The organism is Bacillus sp. Root131 (assembly GCF_001429475.1).
Classification (GTDB): Bacteria; Bacillota; Bacilli; order Bacillales; family Bacillaceae_G; genus Bacillus_A; species Bacillus_A thuringiensis_S.
The window spans coordinates 126742-149937 of the sequence record NZ_LMJQ01000003.1 but is presented as its reverse complement, the minus strand read 5'-3'; the positions used below and the strand labels follow the sequence as shown (position 1 = coordinate 149937).

Below are 23196 nucleotides of genomic sequence, written 5' to 3'. Positions count from 1 at the left end.
CGAATTCAAGAAAAATTAAACCACCTATCCCCTAAAGAATTTAGGGAACAAGTGGTTTAGGTGTTTTGATTGGTGTCCCGTTTTCGGGGTTCACTTCAAAATCTCCATCTTTTTATATGTAACATATAACCCTCCCTTATGTAGCCTATTTCATCTTATATTTAATTATTTTTTTTGTAAATGTGGAACAACTTTATTGTTTAGGTTGTCTATTAAGTATTACAGCATGAAGAAAGGAATAATTAGCATGAAAATTTACTAGCAAGTTTATATGTAAGTTTAATAAGAGTCATTATACAGTTTAGCACTTCTAATGCAAGTGGCAAAAAAATAGAGAGAAAACAGGAAGGGAGAGTTATTAATTCCGTATCTAAACGAAAAGAAATGGTTGCTTACAAGGATTAAGCAAAAAATTGAGGCGATATTTATAACCGATTATCGGTATCTAATATATAAGGAATGCTTTTAGTATTTGTAGCAATTTCTGAAAGGATTAAATGGAGGATTTATGAAAGAACAAAAAGGCAAGAAGCAGAAGACATATATATCTATTCGATTAAATATAATGTTCCTTTGCATATTTGTACTATTCTCAGCTATTATTATGCAGCTAGGAAAGGTACAAATCGTTGAGGGAGAGGCTTATAAGAACCAAGTGGAAAGTAGTCAAAATGCAATAACTAGTATTCCAGTTCCACGTGGACAAATTTTAGATCGAGAAGGGAAAACAGTTGTTAATAATAAATCTCTTCGCACAATTACGTATACAAGGGTGAAGGGAATTACGAGTGAAGATATTTTAAAAACAGCAAAAGACTTGGCGAAAGTACTTGAAATGCCTGAACAAGATATAAATAAATTAACAGATATCGATAAAAAAGATTTTTGGATGCAGTTGAATTCGAAACGTGCGGAGACAAAGATTACTAAGAAAGATATAGAAAAGTTTAAAGAAAAGGGTATAGAGGGAAAAGAGTTAGATAAAAAAATAGAAGACTTAAGACGAGGTCGTGTTACAGAGGTAGAATTAGCAGAATTAACAGCACAAGATTTAAAGGTGTTAGCTATTAAAAGTAAAATGAGTTCAGGTTATCAACTAACACCACAAATCATTAAAAAAGATGTAACAGATGAAGAGTATGCGCGGATAAGCGAAAATCTTGCGAATTTTCCAGGAGTAGATGCAACTGTTGATTGGGAACGTAATTATGTAAACGGTAATTTATTTCGTTCTGTATTAGGAAATATTACGAGTAGTGAAGAAGGATTACCGAAAGAAAATTTAGATTCTTATTTAGTACGTGGATATAACCGTAATGATCGTGTTGGAAAAAGTTATATTGAACAACGATATGAAGATGTATTACACGGCACAAAAGAAGAAGTGAAAAATATTACTGATAAATCAGGAAACATTGTTAGCACAGAAATAATCTCTAAAGGAAAAAGTGGTAATAGTTTAACATTAACGATTGATATGGAATTACAAAAGAAAGTGGAAGAAAGTATAGAGAAAAACTTGAGAGCTTTTAAGAGTTCAGAGCCACTGCTCGATCGAGCTTTTGTTGTCATGACTAATCCAAATAACGGACAAATTTTATCAATGGCAGGCAAAAAGATTGTAGAAAAAGAAGGGAAAATAGAAGTTGAGGATTTGGCATTAGGAAACATGACAACTTCGTATGAGCTAGGGTCAGCTGTAAAAGGTGCTACTTTATTAACTGGATATGAGACAGGCGCAATACATCCAGGAGATCAATTTTATGACGCGCCGATGAAATTTAAAGGTACACAAGCTAAGAAATCGTGGAATGTATCCGGATTTGGTAATATTAATGATTTACGGGCTTTACAAGTATCTTCGAATGTATACATGTTCCAGACAGCTTTAAAAATTGCGGGAGTTAATTACGTACCAAATGGCTCATTGGATATTAAACAAGGAGCATTTGATACGATGCGCTATTATTTCAAGCAATTTGGTTTAGGTGTCCCAACAGGTATTGATTTACCAAATGAAATAATTGGACAAACGAGAAAAGTAGATAGTCAACCTGGGTTTTTACTAGATTTTTCTATCGGTCAGTATGATACGTATACGCCGTTGCAATTAGCGCAATATATTTCAACGATTGCGAATGGTGGTTATAGAATGCAACCTCAAATTGTACAAGAAATACGAGAACAATCAATAAAAGAAGAGGTTGGCAAAGTTATACGTTCCATAGAGCCTGTCGTATTAAATCGAATTGATATGAAGAAAGAACATATTGATCGGATAAAAGAAGGGTTTAGATGGGTATTCCAAGAAGGTGATGGAACTGGCGTGAAATATTTCAAAAACGCGCCATATAAACCAGCAGGAAAGACAGGAACAGCCCAAACTGTATATGGTGGAGATGACCCGATTGGTAGAAATGCAAAAGGAGAACGTATGGAATGTTACAACTTAACGTTAGTTGGATATGCTCCATATGATAATCCAGAAGTAGCATTTTCCGTAGTAGTTCCATGGCTTCATGATGATAAAAATGGAATTAATTCTATAATCGGAAAGGAAGTATTAGATGTATACTTTGATTTAAAACAGCAACGCATACATGGTGAAGCTACTAGTACAGGTAGTTCTAAGCAAAATTAGAGTACTTTTCTCAGGGAAAGACCCTGTTCATATAAAGCCATTTATAAGTAAAAAAATGAAATATGAAATAAGAGATAGAGGCGTCGTAGCTACTATCTCTTATTTTGTTAATAACTCTCATACTAGCTATAATTTTTTTAGTTTATGGAACAAATTTGGTTCGGTGATTGTCTATTATGTGTACGTATAAAAAGGTGCTAAAAATTTGGAAGGAATGATGATTTTGAAAAATAAGAGGATGCTAAAAATAGGAATATGCGTTGGTATATTAGGTTTAAGTATTACAAGCCTAGAAGCTTTTACAGGAGGGGCACTGCAAGTTGAAGCGAAAGAAAAGACTGGACAAGTGAAACATAAAAATCAGGCGACGCATAAAGAGTTCTCTCAACTTGAGAAAAAATTTGATGCTCGATTAGGTGTATATGCGATTGATACTGGTACAAATCAAACAATCTCTTATCGACCTAACGAAAGATTTGCCTTCGCATCAACCTACAAGGCTTTAGCTGCAGGAGTATTACTACAGCAAAACTCAATTGATACATTAAATGAAGTAATCACATTTACGAAAGAAGACTTAGTGGATTATTCACCTGTTACAGAGAAACATGTAGATACTGGAATGAAACTAGGAGAAATTGCTGAGGCTGCTGTTCGTTCAAGTGATAATACTGCAGGGAACATTTTATTTAATAAAATAGGCGGACCGAAAGGATATGAAAAAGCGCTTAGGCATATGGGGGATCGGATTACTATGTCTGATCGCTTTGAAACAGAATTAAACGAAGCTATTCCAGGAGACATTCGTGACACTAGTACAGCGAAAGCTATTGCTACGAATCTTAAAGCTTTTACGGTCGGAAATGCACTTCCAGCTGAAAAACGTAAAATTCTTACAGAGTGGATGAAAGGAAATGCTACAGGGGACAAACTTATTCGTGCAGGCGTACCAACTGACTGGGTAGTTGGAGATAAATCAGGTGCTGGTAGTTACGGGACAAGAAATGATATTGCTATCGTTTGGCCTCCAAATAGAGCACCAATTATCATCGCAATTTTATCTAGTAAAGATGAGAAAGAGGCTACCTATGATAATCAACTCATTGCAGAGGCAACTGAAGTTATAGTTAAGGCTCTTAGGTAATAGTATTTTAGTTTTCGCATTTTTAACATAAAAGTATTAAAAGTATAAAGTTAGAAAACGACTCTTTTCGTGTGATAAGAGTCGTTTTTGTGTTCGTATTATTAAAAAGGTAAAAGTAAAAATATAACGAATATATATGACGTATCTCATATGAAATTTTATGTGCTTTATTATTTTATTAATTTAAATAAATTTCAAGAAAGTATAATATAATTCAGTTAGCATATAGAAGTGTTTGATGAGAATATAAAGGAGAAAATATGAAAAAAAAGATTAATAGAATCGTAATGATTATTTGTATATTAGTAGGTTTTACAATCTTTTTATATTTACAGAACAATTTAATAAGTATAACTGAGGTTAAAATAACCTCTAGTAAAATACCATCCTCTTTTAAAGGGTATAAAATTCTACAAATTTCAGACTTACACAATAAAAAATTTGGCGATAATCAAGATGTGTTAATTCAAAAAATAAAAAGTATAGACCCAGATATTATTGCGATTACGGGTGATTTAATTGACAGTAAATCATACGATGCAGAAGTTAGTATGCAATTAATACGAGAAATTGTAAAGAAGTATCCTGTATATTTTGTGACAGGAAACCATGAACAATGGTCTGGAAAGTATAACAATTTAGAAAAAGAGTTGAAGAAATATGATGTCAATGTTTTAAGGAATGAACATGTAGGCATTCGAAAGGGTGAGCAAGAAATAAATTTGCTAGGTATTGATGATCCAGAGTTTGTTACTGGAAACCGTGATGAAGGAAATATTATAATAGATGAAATTAAAAAAGCGAAAATTGAAATGCAGCCAGATAAATATAATGTATTATTATCCCATCGGCCTGAATTTATAAAGGAATATACGAATGAGAGGTTGCATTTGGTTTTATCGGGACATGCTCATGGAGGGCAAGTTAGATTGCCATTTATCGGTGGATTAGTTGCGCCAAATCAAGGTGTTTTACCTAAATATACAGCAGGTTTATATGTAGAACAAAATACATCAATGGTAGTGAGTAGAGGATTAGGAAATAGTATCATTCCGCAAAGAATTTTGAATAGGCCAGAGATTGTAGTCGTGCAGCTAAATTAAGCTGTACGATTTTTTTATACAATAATGAGTAAAGGGGCTTTATGTATTTTGCAGGAGTTAACATTACAATTTTGTTAAAAATTTTCTACGTTACATAAAGTAACAAAATTTGACCCTGAGTGTTTGTTATAGTGTAAATAATCAAAAAACTTAAAATTTGTCGAGTGAAAATTGTGATAAGTAATTCATGTAAAAAACTTAAAGGGGTGTACACATGCATAAAGAATATGAAATTGAAGAATACACGGCGATTGAGGAACAAATACATTATTATTGTAAATGTTTATTAGTAAGTCATCCTGATCAAATAATAAAATATTTAGAAAAAAGGTTAGAAAAATATGCAGAAACATTACAATATGCCCATTTATATCCTGACACAGTTATTTTACCGTTACAGCAATTAGTTATTGAATATTCTTTAGACGTTGCTAGAATTCGGAAGTATATGAATTTAAAAACGTAAAGTGAAATTTATAGTTTAAATGAAACAGAGTCGACTTTAGGAAATGAAATTCTAATGTCGACTCTGTTTCATTGTTTAATATCGTTGATTGAACATACATACTAATCAATGAAGTTTGACATATAATTAAGCAAGGGTAAAATAAAAGTGAGTACTCACTCATTTTATTGGAAAAGGAGGATGAAACGTGCAACAACCTTCAATTATTTTACGGACTGTATCAAAAAGTTTTGGGAAAAAAGAAGTGTTACACAATCTTTCATTGCAAGTTGAAAAAGCAGAGATTTTTGGTTTTGTTGGACCTTCTGGATCGGGGAAAACAACGCTCATTAAAATGATTGCAGGTATTAATGAGGCAACGAAAGGTGAAGTGCTTGTTAATAATACTAATATGCCTAATTTAAATGAAATGAAACGAATTGGTTATATGGCCCAGGCGGATGCATTATATGAAGAATTGTCAGCATATGAAAATGCAGATTTTATAGCAACGATGTATGGATTAAAGGGAAAAAGTAAAAAGACAAGAATTGCAGAGGTTTTTGAACTTGTACAATTGTCACAGTATATGAAAAAGCAAGTATAACAATTTTCAGGTGGAATGAAAAAACGCTTATCATTAGCAATAGCACTCCTCCATGAACCAGAAATATTAATTTTAGATGAGCCTACAGTGGGGATAGATCCGCTTCTTAGGAAAACGATTTGGGAAAAATTTTATGATCTTAAAAAGAAAGGCACAACGATTATTGTAACGACGCACATTATGGATGAAGCTGAATTTTGTGAGCGTCTAGGATTAATTAGAGAAGGGAAACTAGTTGCGGTTGGAACAACTGAAGAATTGAAAAAACGCGTGTCATCTGGACGGATTGAAGATGTCTTTTTGCTGGAAGAGGTGGTGCCATCATGAGAGTTACTGGTGTAATTATACGTATTATTCGTCAATTTTTTCGAGATAAGCGTTCGTTAGCAATGATGTTTGGAGCACCGATGTTATTACTTTGGCTTTTGTCACTAGTGTTTACACAGAAAGACTATATACCGCAAATTGCTGTTGTTGATATGCCTGCTCAAATAGTAAAAATGATGAAAAATCAAGAAGCGTCAATTTATGAATACAGTAAGGAAAAGGCGATTTCTGAGTTGGAAAAACAAAAGGTAGATGCAGTATTTCGTATAGAGAATGGAAAAATGAAACTTCTGTTGGAAGGTAGTGATTCGTCAAAAAATCGTGCTGTACTTCAAGTATTGCAAAAAAGCACAGAGAAGAATGATGTATCGATTATGAAACCTGAAGTAAATTATTTACATGGCTCTAAAGACTTTACGATGTTTGATGGGCTTGGTCCTGTATTAATTGGTTTCTTTACATTTTTCTTTGTATTTATATTATCAGGTGTATCTTTCGTAAGAGAACGTTTAAGTGGTACGCTAGAAAGGTTATTATCCACCCCAGTAAGAAGATGGGAAATAGTCGCAGGTTATATTATTGGTTTTGGAATCTTTGCCTTTATACAATCCATTATTATCGTAAGCTTTTCCGTTTATATTTTAGATTTATACGTAGCTGGCTCCATATGGCTAACGCTACTTATTACATGTATGCTCTCTTTAACTGCACTAACATTAGGTACGTTTTTATCGGCATACGCAAATAATGAATTTCAAATGATTCAATTTATACCGCTTGTTATTGTGCCACAAATCTTCTTTTCTGGATTGTTTCCATTGGAATCTATGAACAAGTGGCTACAAATGTTAGGGAAAGTATTTCCACTCACATACGGCGCTGACGCAATGAGACAAGTGATGATTCGGAATCAAGGGTTTACAGAGATTGCATTAGATCTTACTGTATTATTACTTTTTTCAATATTATTTGCAGTAGGAAATGTATTTGCTTTAAAGAAACATCGCAAAATATAATAATGACAAAAAGGAGCTTTATAAATGCAGAAGGATTGGCTGGAGGAATTAATAGCTGCAACTAATACGGATAAACGAAATGAACGTCAAATGCGAATATTAGAGGCGGCTGTTGATATGTTTGGAGAAAAAGGATACGCTTCAACTTCAACAAGTGAAATTGCAAAACGGGCTGGTGTAGCGGAAGGAACAATCTTCCGCTACTATAAGACGAAAAAAGATTTATTACTAGCGGTCGTAATGCCAACTTTAACTAAGTTCGCTGCACCATTTTTCGTACAAACCTTTGCAAAAGAAATATTTAAATCGGAGTATGAATCATACGAAGGACTTTTAAGGGTTGTAATTCATAATAGGTTTAAATTTGCTCAAAAACACTTTCCTATGATAAAAATATTAATTCAAGAGGTGCCATTCCAACCAGAAATGAAAAATGAAATACAGCAATTAGTAGAAACAGAATTGTTTTCACATTTCAAAAAGTTGATTGTGAAATTTCAAGAAGAAGGGGAAATTATTGAGATACCACCATCTTCCGTACTACGTCTTACTTTATCAGCTGTATTAGGTTTATTATTAACACGATTTTTATTATTGCCTGAAGAAAAATGGAATGATGAAGCGGAAATTGAAAATACGATTCAATTTATATTGTATGGATTAACTCCACGAATTTAATCGTTGAAGTGTGAATTACATACATTACTTTTAAGTAAAAATAAATCGCCTTTAAAAAGGCGATTTATTTTCATTATATATTTTTGATAAATAAGTGCTTGTTTACTAAAAACATTCTAAATCAGCGTGTTTCTTTGTCTCTTCTTCTAAGACCTAATAATCCTGCTAGTCCTAATAAACCAAGCCAAGCCCAATTATTATTTTTATCACGATTATCATTTAAATCATTTGTTGTATTTACATTTCGAGTTCTTACATCATTATTAACTCTGTCTAAGTTATTGTCATTTACTCGAGTTGAAATATCAGTGTTATTAACTCTATTCATATTATTTCCATCGTATTCAGCTTGCGTAGATGTACCTAAAAACATAATAGATAGTGTTAAAACACTTAAAATAGATGATAATTTCTTTTTCATAACAATCCCTCCTTTCTTAATCATTAATTTCTCCGAAGCATGTGTGTATTATTCATTTCACAATATCTAAACCCTCATTAATAGGGCGCACATTTATAGAAAATAGAGTTGAATGATTGTTAATGTATCATTGGATTTATATTTCTCATAAAAATAACTGAATCAAACTTTGCTTAAAATGTTAATCTTAGTACAATTTATATTATACGGACTAGTAATAAGGAGGTAATAAGATGCGACAATTTGCAAAACCTACAATCGTCGTAAGTAAATGTTTAGAATTTGATGCTTGTCGTTATAATGGAGAGATGATTCCAGATGTAACAATACGAAATTTGCAGCCATTTGTTACATTTATACCTGTTTGTCCAGAAGTCGAGATTGGATTGGGGACTCCTCGTGAAACGATACGAATTGTAGAAGAAAATGGTGAGAATAGACTTGTGCAACCGTCGACACGAGAAGATGTAACTGAAAAAATGGAGCAGTTTTCAAATGACTTTTTACAAACGATACCGGATGTGGATGGTTTTATTTTAAAGAATCGTTCACCAAGTTGTGGTACGCGTGATGTGAAAATTTATTCTGATTTTGAAAAAGCGCCAGCAAAGGGAAAAGGAGCTGGCTTATTTGGCGGAGCAGTAGTAAAAAAATTTTCGCATCTTCCTATTGAAGAGGAAGGTAGATTGTCGAATTTTATTATTAGAGAGCATTTCTTTACAAGGCTATTTACAATCGCATATTACAAAATGATTAAACACAATAAAAATATGAAAGAACTTGTATCGTTTCAGTCGGATAATAAATATTTATTTATGGCATATAATCAGGTGAAACAAAAGGAATTAGGTCGTATAATTGCAAATCAAAAAAATGAAAAGATTGAAGTGGTATTTGAAAACTATGAGAAGACTTTATATGAATTATTTATGCGTGCGCCCCGTTATACATCGAATGTAAATGTATGCGAGCACATTTTTGGATATTTTAAAACAAAGTTAAAAAAACAAGAAAAAGATCATTTTATAGAACTGTTACAAAAGTATGCAGAAAAGAAAATACCACTTAGTAGTTTACTTACAATTTTAAAATCATGGGCTATTCGATTTGATGAAAAGTATTTATTAAGACAAACATATTTCGAACCATATCCTGAAGCATTAGTAGAAATTTCTGATTCCGGAAAAGGTAGAGATTATTAAACAATAAATTACATAATTCGACACAAAACCTCCTATGTTGTTGTAGAACAATGTAGGAATTTTTTTGTGCATTAGTACAGAATCTGTTTTAAAATTAAGTTATGACAGAATTATAGCAATTGTCTAACTAATATTCTTGTCTTTTAAGTTGTTATGTTTGTAGTAGAAACTCGCACGCTGTCGAAACTCAATATTCGATAAGGGGTGTGTAGCGGAATGGAATTTACTCTAACTCGCGAAAAACAAATGATTAAAGAAATGGTACGTGACTTTGCTGAAAAGGAAATCGCACCGAAAGCTGTATATTATGACAAAACTGCAGAGTTTCCATATGAAACATTTCAAAAAATGGGCGAACTAGGATTACTAGGCATCCCATTCCCAGAAGAGTATGGAGGTTCAGGTGGCGATACGGTATCGTATGCGTTAGCAGTTGAAGAAATTGGTCGCGCTTGTGGTGGCACTGGTTTAAGCTATGCTGCAACAATTTCATTAGGTGCTTCTCCAATTTATTATTTCGGTACAGAAGAACAAAAACAAAAGTATTTAGTTCCAATGGCGTCAGGTAAAACATTAGGTGCCTTCGGATTAACGGAGCCGAATGCTGGATCTGATGCAGGTGGTACTCAAACGAAAGCGGTATTAGATGGCGATGAGTATGTAATCAGTGGTGAGAAGTGTTGGATTACAAACGCAGAGTATGCAAATACAATTATTGTAACCGCTGTCAATGGCGTTGAAGAGAATGGTAGAAAACGTATTTCTGCATTTATCGTGCCTACTACTAGTGAAGGATTAACGATTTCAAGTCCATACGATAAGATGGGTGTTCGTGCTTCTAATACTTGTGAAATCGTACTTGATGGTGTGCGTGTACCGAAAGAAAATATTCTTGGTGATGTAAATAAAGGTTTTAAACAATTTTTATATACACTTGATGGAGGGCGTATTTCAATCGCAGCATTGGCAGTTGGTATTGCGCAATCAGCCTTTGAACGTGCATTGCAATATGCGAAAGAACGTCAACAATTTGGAAAGTCAATCTCTAATTTCCAAGCGATTCAATTTAAATTAGCTGATATGGCGACTGAAGTAGAGCTAGCACGCAATTTAGTACATAAAGCAGCTTGGTTAAAAGATAACGATAAACCTTTCGGCAAAGAAGCGGCAATGGCAAAACTATTTGCATCGGAAGCAGCAAGCCGTATTGCGAATCAAGCAGTACAGATTCATGGTGGATATGGTTATATGCGTGAATATGAAGTTGAACGACATATTCGTGATGCGAAACTATTAGAAATTGGTGAAGGAACTTCTGAAATTCAACGTCTCGTAATTGCTAGACATTTAGGATGTAGATAAAAGGGAGGAATCACTATGTTTCAAAAAATATTAATTGCGAATCGCGGGGAAATTGCTGTTCGTATTATGAAAACTTGTCAAAAACTTGGCATACGCACTGTTGCTATTTATTCTGAAGCAGATGAAAATGCCCTTCATGTGAAGATGGCAAATGAAGCTTACTTAGTAGGTGGACCGCGTGTTCAAGAAAGTTATTTAAACCTTGAAAAAATTATTGAAATAGCTAAGAAGACAAATGCAGAAGCGATTCATCCAGGTTATGGTTTATTATCAGAGAATCCGTCTTTTCCGGTTCGTTGCAAAGAAGAAGGAATCGTATTTATCGGTCCTTCAGAAGAAATCATTACGAAGATGGGAAGTAAAATCGAATCACGTATCGCAATGCAAGCAGCAGATGTCCCAGTAGTCCCAGGTATTACTACAAATATTGAAACTGCTGAAGAAGCAATTGAAATTGCAAAACAAATTGGTTATCCATTAATGCTTAAGGCATCCGCAGGCGGCGGAGGCATTGGTATGCAGTTGATGGAAACTGAGCAAACGCTCACCAAAGCGTTTGAAAGTAATAAAACAAGAGCGCAAAACTTTTTTGGTAACGGAGAAATGTATTTAGAGCGATATATAGCAGACGCGCATCATATTGAAATTCAGCTTTTAGCAGATACACATGGTAACACAGTGTATTTATGGGAGCGTGAATGTTCGGTGCAGCGCCGAAATCAAAAAGTAATCGAAGAAGCACCTTCACCATTTTTAGATGAAGGTACACGAAAGGCAATGGGAGAAGTTGCTGTACAAGCTGCCAAAGCACTTGGCTATACAAATGCAGGTACAGTTGAGTTTCTTGTAGATGATCAGAAGAACTTCTATTTCTTAGAGATGAATACGAGATTACAAGTAGAGCATCCAGTGACAGAAGAAATTACGGGATTAGACCTTGTAGAACAGCAACTTCTTATCGCAAGTGGAGAGAAACTATCATTTACTCAGGATGGTGTAAAACGTAGTGGTCATGCCATTGAAGCTCGTATTTATGCAGAAGATCCGAAAACATTCTTCCCATCACCTGGGAAAATTACAAATTTAACATTACCGTCAAATGTACGGATCGATCACTTCTTAGAAAATCATGTAACGATTACACCTTTCTATGATCCAATGATTGCGAAAGTCATTGCACATGGCGAGACTCGTGAAGAAGCAATTTCGAAATTACATGATGCTCTAGAAGAATTAAAAGTAGAAGGTATTAAAACGAACACGCCAATGCTACTGCAAGTTTTGGAAGACGAAGTGTTCAAAGAGGGTATTTATACAACGGGTTTTGTAACGAAACAACTCGTTAAAAAATAAGATTTAACAATATTAAGGGGGAAAAAATGATGACGAAAGTATACGCATCGATGGCAGGAAACGTTTGGAAGATTGTTGTAGGAGTAGGAGATACAGTAGAGGAAGAGCAGGATGTCGTCATTTTGGAATCTATGAAAATGGAAATTCCAATCATTTCAGAAGAAGCCGGCACAGTTATGAAAATTAATGTGCAAGAAGGCGATTTTGTAAATGAAGGAGATGTATTATTAGAAATTGAATAGGGAGATATAGGGGGAAGCGAATTGAAACTACCTAATTTTGCTGTCATTAAAGAAGTCGGGCCACGTGATGGCTTACAAAATGAAAAAAAGATTGTTGGCACAAAAGATAAAGTAAAATGGATTCAACTACTTACAGAAGCAGGATTGTCGTATGTTGAAGTTTCCTCATTCGTTCACCCAAAATGGGTCCCTGCATTAGCAGATGCAAATGATGTATTTTCTGAGCTGAAAAGGGATCCAAATATTACATATGCTGCGCTTGTTCCGAATCAAAATGGTTTGGAACGAGCTTTTTTGCAAAATGTAGATGAGGTGAATGTTTTTTTATCAGCAAGTGAATCTCATAATAAAAGTAATATTAATAAATCGATTAAAGAAGCATTAGTTGTAATTGAAGATATAACAAAACAGGCATTATTCGAAGGGAAAAAGGTAAGAGGCTATGTTTCTACTGTATTTGGATGTCCTTATGAAGGGGATATAAGTGCTACAGCAGTTGACGAATTATGTAATCAACTGTTTTCATACGGCATTTATGAAGTTTCTCTTGGGGATACAATCGGTGTAGCGAATCCATTACAAGTAGAACAAGTATTAGAACACCTATTAAAGAAGTATGATGCTTCGCAGTTTGCAATGCATTTTCATAATACGTATGGAATGGCTCTAGCGAATGTAGTTAAATCATTAGAATACGGTATTACAACGTTTGATAGTTCTTGTGGTGGACTCGGGGGCTGCCCTTATGCACCAGGAGCATCAGGTAATGTTGCTACTGATGACCTAGTACATATGCTCCATAAATTAGGAGTCCAAACGAATATAGACGAAGAAAAGTTATTGAGAGCTAGTCAATTTATTCAAAGTAAGTTAAATATCCAATTACCGAGTCATGTGTATAGAGCGCTTCAACATAAAACGATAAGTAGGTGAGTAGATGCTACAATTACAAAACATTTCCGTTGATTACGTAACACCTCACGTAGTAAAGATTTCGTTAAATCGTGCGAGACAAGCAAACTCATTATCTTTGGCATTATTAGATGAATTACAAACTATATTAACTCAAATAAGTGAAGATTCAAGCGCACGTGTAGTTATTTTGACTGGTGCTGGTGAAAAAGCATTTTGTGCTGGTGCAGATTTAAAAGAGCGTGCCGATATGAATGAAGAACAAGTTCGTCATGCTGTTAGTATGATTCGCACTACTATGGAGATGGTTGAACAATTACCACAGCCAGTTATTGCTGCTATAAATGGAATCGCACTTGGTGGTGGTACGGAATTAAGTTTAGCTTGTGATTTTAGAATTGCTGCTGAATCTGCAAGTCTTGGTCTTACTGAAACGACACTTGCAATTATACCAGGAGCAGGTGGTACACAGCGCTTACCAAGATTAATTGGAGTTGGTAGAGCGAAAGAATTAATTTATACAGGTAGACGTATTTCAGCGCAAGAAGCAAAAGAATATGGTTTAGTAGAATTTGTTGTACCAGCTAATTTACTTGAAGAGAAAGCGATTGAAATAGCAGAGAAAATTGCTAGTAATGGACCTATTGCTGTTCGATTAGCAAAAGAGGCAATTTCAAATGGTATTCAAGTTGATTTACATACCGGATTACAAATGGAAAAACAAGCGTATGAAGGTGTAATCCATACGAAAGATCGAATAGAAGGATTACAGGCATTCAAAGAAAAACGTAAACCGATGTATAAGGGGGAGTAAATATGTTAGACCAAAAACAACAATCTAATTCATTTGAAGAACGTGTTGAAACGATTAAACAAGGCGGGGCACCGAAATATCATGAACAAAATAAAGCAAAAGGAAAATTATTTGTTCGAGATCGTTTAGCGCTTCTATTTGATAATGGCGAATATGTAGAAGATGCATTATTTGCTAACTGTGAACAAACAGGCTTACCTGCGGACGGCGTTGTAACTGCAACGGGTAAAATACATGGTCGTACTGCGTGTGTAATGGCTAATGATTCTACTGTAAAAGCTGGATCATGGGGATCACGCACAGTTGAAAAGATTTTACGTATTCAAGAAACAGCTGAAAAATTACGTGTTCCGTTATTTTATTTAGTCGACTCTGCTGGAGCGCGTATTACAGATCAAGTAGAAATGTTCCCAGGGCGCCGCGGTGCAGGAAGAATCTTCTATAATCAAGTGAAATTATCAGGTAAAGTTCCTCAAGTATGTTTATTATTTGGACCTTCTGCTGCTGGTGGTGCATATATTCCAGCCTTTTGTGACGTTGTAATGATGGTAGAAGGAAATGCATCTATGTATTTAGGATCTCCTCGTATGGCTGAGATGGTTATCGGTGAGAAGGTAACTTTAGAAGAGATGGGCGGAGCTCGTATGCATTGCTCTGTATCAGGATGCGGAGATGTTTTATGTAAGACAGAAGAAGATGCGATTACACAAGCAAGACAATACATTTCATATTTTCCAAACAACTACTCAGAAAAGACTCCATTGGTTACACCTCAAGAACCGAAACAATTCGATAAAACGTTAGAACAAATCATTCCAGAAAATCAAAATGCTCCTTTCAATATGAAAGATCTCATTAATAGAGTTATTGATGAAGGTTCATTCTATGAAGTAAAAAAATTATTTGCTCAAGAGCTAATTACAGGCTTAGCACGTATTGATGGTAAGCCAGTTGGTATTATTGCAAATCAGCCGCGTATGAAGGGCGGTGTATTATTTCACGATTCAGCTGATAAAGCTGCTAAGTTTATTAATTTATGCGATGCATATCATATTCCATTATTATTCCTTGCGGATGTACCAGGATTTATGATTGGTACAAAAGTAGAGCGTGCTGGTATTATTCGCCACGGTGCAAAAATGATTTCTGCAATGAGTGAAGCAACTGTACCGAAGATTTCTATCGTTGTTCGTAAAGCATATGGCGCTGGTTTATATGCGATGGCAGGTCCAGCATTTGAACCAGATTGCTGCCTGGCATTACCGACAGCCTCTATTGCGGTAATGGGTCCAGAAGCTGCGGTTAATGCTGTATATGCAAATAAAATTGCAGCTTTACCAGAAGAAGAGCGCGCTAGCTTCATTGCTGAAAAACGTGAAGAGTATAAGAAAGATATTGATATATACCACTTAGCATCAGAGATGGTGATTGATGGTATTGTTCATCCAAACAATTTACGTGAAGAGTTAAAAGGACGTTTCGAAATGTATATGAGTAAATATCAATTATTCACGGATCGTAAACATCCTGTATATCCAGTTTAAAAGCCCTATTTAGGGCTTTCTTGCTCAAAAAGTTAAGGAGGGGAAAACATTGAAACAAGCAGTTTGGTTTCCAACAGAAGAGTATAAGGAAAAAACACGTTTATATGGTTGGATGAAATCATTGGGATATGAAGACTATGAAACTTTTTATAATAAATCTATTGAGGAAACAGCTTGGTTTTGGGGAGAGGCAGAAAAAGCAGTAGGCTATCAATGGATGAAACCTTATACAGAAGTGTTAGATTTAGAAAATGGTACACCGTTTGCACAGTGGTATAATGGCGGAACATGTAACGTTGTAGAATCAGCTTTATCCCGCTGGCTTGCGGATGAAGAAACGAGAATACAGCCAGCACTTCAGTACGAAGGGGAAAATGGAACTTCAAAATCATTTACATATGAAGAGCTTGATAACTGGGTAAGCCGTGTTGCAAATGGTTTGAAACACGCGGGTATTGAGAAAGGTGACCGTGTAACAATTTATATGCCGATGATTCCAGAAACAGTTGTTGCGATGCTAGCTGTAATGAAAATCGGTGCAATTATTTCACCAATATTCTCAGGCTTTGCGTCTGATGCAGTCATGACACGTGTGCAAGCGGCAGGTTCAAAAATGATTATTACCGCAGATGGATTTTCACGCCGAGGAAAAATTGTTTCTTTAAAAGATGAAGTAGATAAAGCTTGTGAACATTGCCCAACTGTTGAAAAAGTGGTAATCGTTCGTCATGCAGGAAATGATTTTACACCACATAACTATGACTTTTCGTGGAGTACGCTAGAAAAAGAAAAACCATTCATACATGCCGAAGAAATGCAAAGTGATGATCCATTAATGCTCATTTATACATCAGGAACGACTGGTAAGCCGAAAGGAACAGTACACACGCATGCAGGATTTCCTTTGAAAGCAGCTTTTGATGCAGGATTTGGAATGAATATTAAACAAGGTGATCGTGTATTATGGGTAACTGATATGGGCTGGATGATGGGGCCATTTCTATTATTCGGTTCACTCATTAATGGAGCAACGATGGTTATGTACGAAGGTGTTCCAGACTTCCCAGAAGCAGACCGGTTATGGGAGACAGTTGATAAATATGAAATTACTCATCTAGGTATTTCACCAACGTTAATACGAGCATTAATGGCGAAAGGTGATAAGTATGTCAATAAACATTCTTTAAAGAGTTTGGAAGTATTTGCATCAACAGGAGAACCTTGGAATCCTGATCCATGGATGTGGCTGTTTGAAACAGTTGGAAAAGGAAATGTACCAATCTGTAACTACTCAGGTGGAACTGAAATCTCTGGTGGGATTTTCGGTAATGTTCTTATTAAGCCAATAGCACCGATTAGTTTTAATGCATCTTTACCAGGAATGGCAGCTGTCGTACTGGATGATCAAGGTAAACCAATTCGAGATGAAGTCGGAGAATTATGCTTAGAGAAACCTTGGGTAGGTATGACGAAAAGCTTCTGGGAAGATGATGAACGTTACGTAAACACATATTGGTCGCGTTTTGAAAATAAATGGGTCCACGGTGACTGGGTCATTTATGATGGTGAACAATATATCATCACAGGGCGTTCAGACGATACGTTAAATATTGCAGGTAAACGTATTGGACCTGCTGAATATGAATCTATTCTTGTGAAACATAACGATGTAATCGAAGCTGCTGCAATTGGTGTACCTGATGAAGTAAAAGGTGAAGTTTGTCATTGTTTCGTAGTATTAAGAGACCATGTAACATTCACAGGAGAATTAAAGAAAGAATTAATGAGTTTAGTAAACTCTCATATTGGAAAAGCGTTGTGTCCTAAAGACATCCACGTTGTAGAAGATTTGCCGAAAACACGTAATTCTAAAGTGATGCGCCGTGTTATTAAAGCAGCTTATTTAGGAAAAGAATTAGGTGATTTGTCTTCACTTGTAAATCCTGAAGTAGTTCCGTTTATTCAGGGGTTACAGTCTAGTAAATTATAAACATAAGAAAGGATCTCTATATAAATAGAGATCCTTTCTTATGTTTATAAAAAGAGAAAAAGTGAAGTTGATGAAGAAAAATTCTACTATTAGTGTTAAGTATGTTTTATAGTTTTAATCAAAATACGATATTATGGAATGTCTACTCAATGGAGAAATACTAATTTACAACAAGGTGATAACAAAGCGTGCCTGCTTTATATGTCTGTTAAAACTTTTACGTGTTAATATATAAAAAGCTGACTATACTCAGTCAGCTTTTTATATATTACATTCTAGTATTTATTTCACTATTTGCCGGGCAGTAATGCCCCCACCTAAAAATTCAGCGAAAGTAAGGAAGTAGGTGTGGGATTAACTTTCCGGAAAAGCCCGATTGGTTCCAAAAGCCATATTCTTTCCTTTACGTTGACATTAAAAAAATTACCAATTTTTTCTTTTACAATGGCAACAAATAAAGAAACATTTACAACGACACTTATTTCGTTTAGAACCCCAATCATCATCACGATGACACTTTTCTTTAGATTTCCACCAATCATCGTCACGATGACACTTTTCTTTAGATTTCCACCAATCATCATTACAATGCTTTTTCTGAGAACTCCAATCATCATCACAATGATGCTTTTCTTTAGATTTCCACCAATCATCACAACAATGCTTTTTCTGAGAACTCCAGCAATCATTTTTCCAAGACATTCATTTCTACCTCCTTTCAATAGTGTTCATATTATTCTATGTTTTAATAAAAAAATGGCTTGTTTATTAACCTACTATTTTATCTTTATATGATAGAGTGTTTTCTACTCGATATAGAGTTCATACAAACCATGCTAATTTTTAAGAGATAGTGGAGAGAACTACTACTAGTTATGGTGTTTTCCAATAAACATTTGTTGAAGAAAGCGTTCTGATTACAAATAATATCTTATTTTCGAGTACGCTTTTTTAAATGTATATTTCACAATAACAAAGGAAAAATCCACAAATAAAGTCTATGTATATGTGAGTTAATGGAAAAATCTAGTGTGTTTTTAAGGAGCGTCTTATTTAAAAGAAAAAAGATTTGTTTTAGAAAGTGGTGTCTAAACATTAAATGGAGTAGGACTAAATTCACGGCCGCTCATTAAACAAGCTTTTAATTAGGAGAAGTCTGTTTTTATAATGAATAATGAAAAGAAAGTATAGTACAATTGTTTGTTTTTTTCTTTTTATGTGTTTGCCTCGTACCCTTTTAAGCTAGTGGACATACTTTACTAATAGAAAGGATTAGGGGGTGAGGTATTGGGTTCTCGATTTAATAATTGTAAAAAGAAGTGTACATGTAAACAAGATGATTGTTGGGAAGTATTCGAAGAGTGTAAAAAAGAACAGCATGAGAAATGTGATAATTCTTGTGTACAAGGAATTAGAGATGAACTTAAGAAATTAATTAATCGAACAGTTCAAATTAATACAGAGGGACGTACTTATGTAGGTACTGTTTCGTCTGTAAGTTGTGATCTAGTTAGGCTTGCGGCTATTCCTGGATCGGTTGGAGTAATTATTTCCATTTGTAAAATTGAAGCAATTTTCCCACCTGTTACAACGGTTACTGCTGACTTTGATTTTAATGGTATTGATGTAGCAAACAAAGCATAATTATGCTGCTTTTTTGTAAAGCCATTCACATGAATGGCTTTATTTTAATTTCATATAAAAGGAGAATATATTCTTTATATAGAAATAAGTTTGAGGTTATAAAGCATGATGTATGAAAGGAGCATGGAAGTGATTAAACTAGAAAGCTTTAAGAAATCTGATTTTAAACAATTAATAAATTGGATTAACTCCGAAGAATTTCTAATACAATGGTCAGGAAATGCATTCACATTCCCTTTAGACGAACAGCAATTAGAGAAGTATATAGAAAGTGCAAATACACTCGCTTTCAAAGTGGTAGATGAAGTGACTTCAGACGTTATTGGTCATATTTCGCTTGGGCAAATAGATAATATTAATAAGTCCGCTAGAATTGGAAAAGTATTAGTTGGTAATACGAAGATGAGAGGACGTTCTATAGGAAAACATATGATGAAAGCAGTACTTCATATTGCTTTTGACGAATTAAAACTACATAGGGTAACTCTTGGTGTGTACGATTTTAATACATCGGCCATTTTCTGTTACGAAAAAATAGGGTTTGTAAAAGAAGGCTTATTAAGAGAGTCAAAAAGAGTAGGAGAAACGTATTGGAATTTATGGGAAATGAGTATGTTAGAATATGAATGGAAGAAGTAGCAACAATAGTAATTTATAATTATATTATGTTAACAAAAGGGGCTTGGTGGGTATAGTGGATAATAAAACAAAAATAATTTCAATTGCAGCTGTTTCAGGGGGAGAGCTAGTATATTAAAACTGACAAAGAAACCATTTTTGAAAAAGGCCCACCTGCATTGTTTCTGAGGAATAAGAGGGTGAGCCCTAATTAAACGAAACTGAATGAATCTGTAAAAATTGTAACTAAAGTATGCATCAACAAGGTATTGAAAGGGATGAATAGTAAACTTTACAGATTATTCCATATGTAACAAAACTGGTTAGCTTCTGATTTAAGCGCTACTAAATGATTATTATTAATAGAGTTATTCGTATACATTCTGTTCTTTTGGATGTTAAGTACCGTATAATTCACATCGTTTCGTTCATTTGAAAATGTTGATTCATTTAATAGTGTAAGTGTCGAGTTAATGTTGTATTTATCAATTCGCTCTTTTTTTCCTTTGAAAAACAGTTTGATAAGATGTGGCTCATTATTAATGAATAAGCCAAGTTCAGGTGATGAACGGACGATTAAATCATCTGATTTCCAATGTGATTTACCTGGATCAAACCAGGAGATGTCTTTATTTTTAATGAATTTTTTGTATTGCTTTATAACATCAATGTAGTTTTGTTTTTTTTTCTGATCAACCGTTTGTACTAATGTTTCGAAACATTCAAAAGGTAGTTTGTTTTGATGAAATTTAATAACAGTTTCTCGTAATTGTTTCCAGTAATCAAAAGCTGGTTGATATTCAGGTTGGGATTTTAGATTTTTTATAAAGTTTGTTTTAGCTGTACTACCTTTCAGTGTGAAGTCTAAAAATTGTGTAAGCCCTACTTTAATTTCTGTCATATTACATCACCCTTCCAAACATTATTCATTTAATAATAGACGAAATACCCTACATTTTTAAAGAAATGAGCTAGATGCTAGAAAACCTAATGTCCATGCACAATAGATACGGGAAAGCCAATCCGTAAGTATAAATGATGGACCATCCAATTGAAGATAAATTAGATAATGGTTACCAGGTGATAGGTTATTAATATAATCGGATAGTGAGGCGAGTTTAAAAGATAACAATATAGATTATTTAGCTTGGATTTGAGAAAAAAGTGCATGGGAATAAAGAGGGATATAGGGAAATGGGCTCTCATCAAAAAATATAAGTTGGTATCAGTATACCGTAGAGAATGAGTGTATAGAACATACAAGTAAAAGTATTGGCTAGCACACTTAAAATAAGCCGTATAAAAAGTTAATCATCGTGTGCTTTGATTATATAATGTCGGCGAAATAAATAGTGTGAAGGACAGCGATCTTAACAAGTGTTTCATGTAACGTTCATGTACTTTAATTTTTTATAATTAATCAAATTTGAATTTTGTTTGTTGTTAAGAAAAGGTGAGAAGAAAATAAAAAAAGAGGGCTAATGCCCTCTTTTTTTATTAATTTGGTAATTAATCACAGATTGGTATCCCAAGCACTCTTAGAGCTAATGCTACTTGAAGGGAAATCTCTAATCTAGCAATTTCAATACCAGCTACTGAAAGAACTAAAAAAGGTTGTCCGTTTACAAATACAACGCAACTATCCATAGTTAAGCCTCCTTTCTAGTAATCTACTATAGTATATGAATAGAACTTTAATATGTAATAGTTAAATTGTTGGATTTAATAGAATTAATAGATTAACCCATTTAAACTAAACAAACGAACACAACGAACGGAAACAGAGATGGGTGTATGCCTCGAAAAACATAGGTTTTAAGACATGGGATATGAAATTCATCATATTGGTCAGCTGTCTATATGGGCGAGGCAGTTAAACTTGCAACCAGTTTCAGCAAATTTAATTGGAAGAGGATGATAGAATTAAAAACCGACTTGCATCTCAAACGCAAGTCGGTTTTTATATATAAGAAGATTTCTTAATTGAAATCCTCGGATTTTTTCTGACGTATATGTAAAAACATTAAGGTGGTAATGATTAAAAAAATCATTATAGTTTGTATAATTAAATTTTTAAACTGAAGCAATATTGTCCACGATGTAAGGGTGTCTTTAAAAGCTTGGAGTGCAGAGTACGAGGAAGGATCAAAACCATACTGTAGCAACTTTTTTGTTTCAATAAATGAAATGTTTTCTTCATCTGCATCTAATATTACTGAAATTAGTCTAGTATCTTCAAGTTTTGCTGTACTGACAAAACTATAATTACCATTAGTTGAAAAACTAGTTTGTAAGCCATCAACACCTTGAAGTTTAATGTTTTCATTAAGGGAATATATCATTTTATTCGTATTGAAAACCTGGGAATCTTTGAAGGAAAATTGGTAAGAGGTTAGTTTCGTAATATTCAATACATCTGGAAAATCTTTTATTAATCGTGCTGCTAATTTAGCTACGTCTATTGCTGTTGTAGTTGATTGTTTATTTGTATCATTATTAATTCCAGTAGAGTTTAGAAATGGAGATGGTTGTAATAACTTTAGTTCTTTTGCTTTTTTATTCATTAATACTGTAAAGTTATCTTCATTTCCAGCAATGTGTTCTGCAAGAGCGAGTGCAGAACGATTATTCCCTGCCAGTAGCAATGCATGAAGTAAATCACGAACCGTTGTTTTATCATTCGATGTTACTTGTATAGGGCTTGTTTCTACTCGGAAAACTTCGTTACTTATTTGTACGAAGTCATCTAACTGTATTTTTCTATCATTTAGTTGCTCCAATACGATATATTCTGTCATTAATTTAGATAAAGCAGCTGATTGTACTGGAGTTTCTTCATTTTTTTTATAAACAATTTCACCTGAATTAGCATTTATTAAGATAGCTGATTTAGCTTGAATAATCGGACCATTTACATAAAGGTAAAAATATAAAACGATAAGTGCAGTAATGAAAAAAGATAATAATAAAATAGCGAATTTTTTTAAGAATTGCATAAGCGATCCTCCTATTATGACATCAATAATAGTATTGTAAAAAAGAATGCTTAATTAGGAAGAAAGAAAAGGTAAAGAATTTCTAAAGAATTATAAAGGATTATTAATTTTTTGTAATTAATGGAAAAAGTTCAATT

General features: G+C 34.1%; 21 protein-coding genes and 2 pseudogenes. 18 read left to right on the top strand and 5 right to left on the bottom strand.

Annotated features, from left to right (window positions below; genetic code table 11):
• Nucleotides 1–508: 508 nt before the first annotated feature.
• The 7 genes and pseudogenes from ASE54_RS15280 to ASE54_RS15245 all read left to right on the top strand — a co-directional run bounded on the left by ASE54_RS15280 (nt 509) and on the right by ASE54_RS15245 (nt 7961).
• On the top strand, nt 509–2641 hold the full coding sequence (locus ASE54_RS15280; protein ID WP_000662990.1) for a penicillin-binding protein 2: 2133 nt from the start codon (nt 509–511) through the stop codon (nt 2639–2641).
• Between the two features lie 217 nt (nt 2642–2858).
• A complete protein-coding gene (gene bla / locus ASE54_RS15275; RefSeq protein ID WP_041487946.1) occupies nt 2859–3785 on the top strand; it encodes a class A beta-lactamase Bla1 in 927 nt (308 codons plus the stop codon).
• Nucleotides 3786–4045: 260 nt separating this feature from the next.
• Nucleotides 4046–4888 (top strand): metallophosphoesterase, encoded by an 843-nt coding sequence (locus ASE54_RS15270; protein WP_014895248.1) that lies wholly within the window; start codon nt 4046–4048, stop codon nt 4886–4888.
• A 214-nt stretch (nt 4889–5102) separates the two neighbouring features.
• Nucleotides 5103–5354 (top strand): hypothetical protein, encoded by a 252-nt coding sequence (locus ASE54_RS15265; RefSeq protein WP_000548621.1) that lies wholly within the window; start codon nt 5103–5105, stop codon nt 5352–5354.
• A 187-nt stretch (nt 5355–5541) separates the two neighbouring features.
• Nucleotides 5542–6267: pseudogene (locus tag ASE54_RS34375) on the top strand (ABC transporter ATP-binding protein).
• Nucleotides 6264–7283, top strand: coding sequence for an ABC transporter permease (locus tag ASE54_RS15250; protein ID WP_001266715.1), 1020 nt, complete (start codon nt 6264–6266; stop codon nt 7281–7283). Before ASE54_RS34375 ends, ASE54_RS15250 begins: the two are co-directional and overlap by 4 nt.
• A gap of 24 nt (nt 7284–7307) precedes the next feature.
• Nucleotides 7308–7961 carry a TetR/AcrR family transcriptional regulator gene (locus ASE54_RS15245; protein ID WP_001168195.1) on the top strand — a complete coding sequence of 218 codons (654 nt, stop codon included), beginning with the start codon at nt 7308–7310 and terminating at the stop codon, nt 7959–7961.
• 121 nt (nt 7962–8082) lie between these two features.
• Here the strand turns inward: ASE54_RS15245 and ASE54_RS15240 are convergent, their stop codons facing one another.
• The gene (locus tag ASE54_RS15240) at nt 8083–8382 is read right to left on the bottom strand and encodes a WGxxGxxG family protein (protein ID WP_000728159.1); all 300 of its coding nucleotides are present in this window, start codon (nt 8380–8382) and stop codon (nt 8083–8085) included.
• A gap of 233 nt (nt 8383–8615) precedes the next feature.
• Between ASE54_RS15240 and ASE54_RS15235 the strand changes: the two genes are divergently transcribed.
• The 8 genes from ASE54_RS15235 (at nt 8616) to ASE54_RS15200 (ending at nt 17801) form a co-directional block, all read left to right on the top strand.
• Nucleotides 8616–9584 carry a DUF523 and DUF1722 domain-containing protein gene (locus tag ASE54_RS15235; RefSeq protein ID WP_001248637.1) on the top strand — a complete coding sequence of 323 codons (969 nt, stop codon included), beginning with the start codon at nt 8616–8618 and terminating at the stop codon, nt 9582–9584.
• Between the two features lie 216 nt (nt 9585–9800).
• Complete coding sequence (locus ASE54_RS15230) at nt 9801–10946, top strand: acyl-CoA dehydrogenase (protein ID WP_000397282.1); 1146 nt, start codon at nt 9801–9803, stop codon at nt 10944–10946.
• A gap of 15 nt (nt 10947–10961) precedes the next feature.
• Nucleotides 10962–12299 carry an acetyl-CoA carboxylase biotin carboxylase subunit gene (locus ASE54_RS15225; RefSeq protein ID WP_000486744.1) on the top strand — a complete coding sequence of 446 codons (1338 nt, stop codon included), beginning with the start codon at nt 10962–10964 and terminating at the stop codon, nt 12297–12299.
• A 26-nt stretch (nt 12300–12325) separates the two neighbouring features.
• On the top strand, nt 12326–12541 hold the full coding sequence (locus ASE54_RS15220) for an acetyl-CoA carboxylase biotin carboxyl carrier protein subunit (RefSeq protein WP_001987345.1): 216 nt from the start codon (nt 12326–12328) through the stop codon (nt 12539–12541).
• 21 nt (nt 12542–12562) lie between these two features.
• Nucleotides 12563–13474, top strand: coding sequence for a hydroxymethylglutaryl-CoA lyase (mvaB, locus tag ASE54_RS15215; protein ID WP_000775417.1), 912 nt, complete (start codon nt 12563–12565; stop codon nt 13472–13474).
• 4 nt (nt 13475–13478) lie between these two features.
• On the top strand, nt 13479–14267 hold the full coding sequence (locus ASE54_RS15210; RefSeq protein WP_000939799.1) for an enoyl-CoA hydratase: 789 nt from the start codon (nt 13479–13481) through the stop codon (nt 14265–14267).
• 2 nt (nt 14268–14269) lie between these two features.
• On the top strand, nt 14270–15811 hold the full coding sequence (locus ASE54_RS15205; protein WP_000886747.1) for an acyl-CoA carboxylase subunit beta: 1542 nt from the start codon (nt 14270–14272) through the stop codon (nt 15809–15811).
• A gap of 49 nt (nt 15812–15860) precedes the next feature.
• Complete coding sequence (locus tag ASE54_RS15200) at nt 15861–17801, top strand: AMP-binding protein (protein WP_000806483.1); 1941 nt, start codon at nt 15861–15863, stop codon at nt 17799–17801.
• Between the two features lie 317 nt (nt 17802–18118).
• Here the strand turns inward: ASE54_RS15200 and ASE54_RS15195 are convergent, their stop codons facing one another.
• A complete protein-coding gene (locus ASE54_RS15195) occupies nt 18119–18490 on the bottom strand; it encodes a hypothetical protein (protein ID WP_042992790.1) in 372 nt (123 codons plus the stop codon).
• Nucleotides 18491–19088: 598 nt separating this feature from the next.
• Between ASE54_RS15195 and ASE54_RS15190 the strand changes: the two genes are divergently transcribed.
• Together ASE54_RS15190 and ASE54_RS15185 are read left to right on the top strand one after the other, a co-directional pair.
• Nucleotides 19089–19445: a hypothetical protein gene (locus tag ASE54_RS15190; RefSeq protein ID WP_000535572.1), complete on the top strand. Its 357-nt coding sequence runs from the start codon at nt 19089–19091 to the stop codon at nt 19443–19445.
• 105 nt (nt 19446–19550) lie between these two features.
• Entirely contained in the window at nt 19551–20084 is a 534-nt protein-coding gene (locus ASE54_RS15185; RefSeq protein WP_000990088.1) for a GNAT family protein, read from the top strand.
• Between the two features lie 271 nt (nt 20085–20355).
• Here ASE54_RS15185 and ASE54_RS15180 read toward each other — a convergent pair whose 3' ends face one another.
• Nucleotides 20356–20964, bottom strand: coding sequence for a hypothetical protein (locus ASE54_RS15180; RefSeq protein WP_000136050.1), 609 nt, complete (start codon nt 20962–20964; stop codon nt 20356–20358).
• A 608-nt stretch (nt 20965–21572) separates the two neighbouring features.
• Nucleotides 21573–21710 carry a DUF3956 domain-containing protein gene (locus tag ASE54_RS34370; protein WP_000376554.1) on the bottom strand — a complete coding sequence of 46 codons (138 nt, stop codon included), beginning with the start codon at nt 21708–21710 and terminating at the stop codon, nt 21573–21575.
• A gap of 181 nt (nt 21711–21891) precedes the next feature.
• Here ASE54_RS34370 and ASE54_RS35755 point away from each other — a divergent pair.
• A pseudogene (locus ASE54_RS35755) lies at nt 21892–21981 on the top strand (DNA damage-inducible protein DinB); the annotation flags it as partial.
• Between the two features lie 61 nt (nt 21982–22042).
• Here the strand turns inward: ASE54_RS35755 and ASE54_RS15175 are convergent.
• Nucleotides 22043–23059, bottom strand: coding sequence for a D-alanyl-D-alanine carboxypeptidase family protein (locus tag ASE54_RS15175; RefSeq protein ID WP_001160048.1), 1017 nt, complete (start codon nt 23057–23059; stop codon nt 22043–22045).
• Between the last annotated feature and the right edge of the window lie 137 nt (nt 23060–23196).